We start from the raw sequence: 299 nt of genomic DNA on the forward strand, positions 1-299 counted from the left end.
CCTACCCGGAGTCATGTCGTATACCAATGTTAAACGATTAGCAAAAGCCACTTCATCAATATTGAATTTTGGTTTCATATATCGATGTTCAATACCAAACTCATCGCCATTGATTTGCGCATAAACGACGGCTTGAAAAGCCAGGTTAATCCAGCCAGTTCCGAGTAACAAACGCCCGCCTTGGCTAACAGACGCTGTAGGTGTACCGCCCAAATTAGAGTCTGAATCAACGAAATCAACATTATCTAAGAGGCGACCCTCATGTATAAGTGAGCAGCGAAAGTGCGTATATATTATGT

The 299-nt window shown here is 42.5% G+C and carries 1 protein-coding gene; it reads right to left on the reverse strand.

What is annotated here, in order from left to right; all coding sequences use genetic code 11:
* The coding region (locus KMS84_RS39835; RefSeq protein WP_256921538.1) for a hypothetical protein at positions 1-299 on the reverse strand (299 nt) is incomplete at both ends.

Origin of the sequence: Streptomyces hilarionis, from assembly GCF_024539675.1 — a bacterium.
In the GTDB taxonomy this organism is placed as follows: Bacteria; Actinomycetota; Actinomycetes; order Streptomycetales; family Streptomycetaceae; genus Streptomyces; species Streptomyces hilarionis.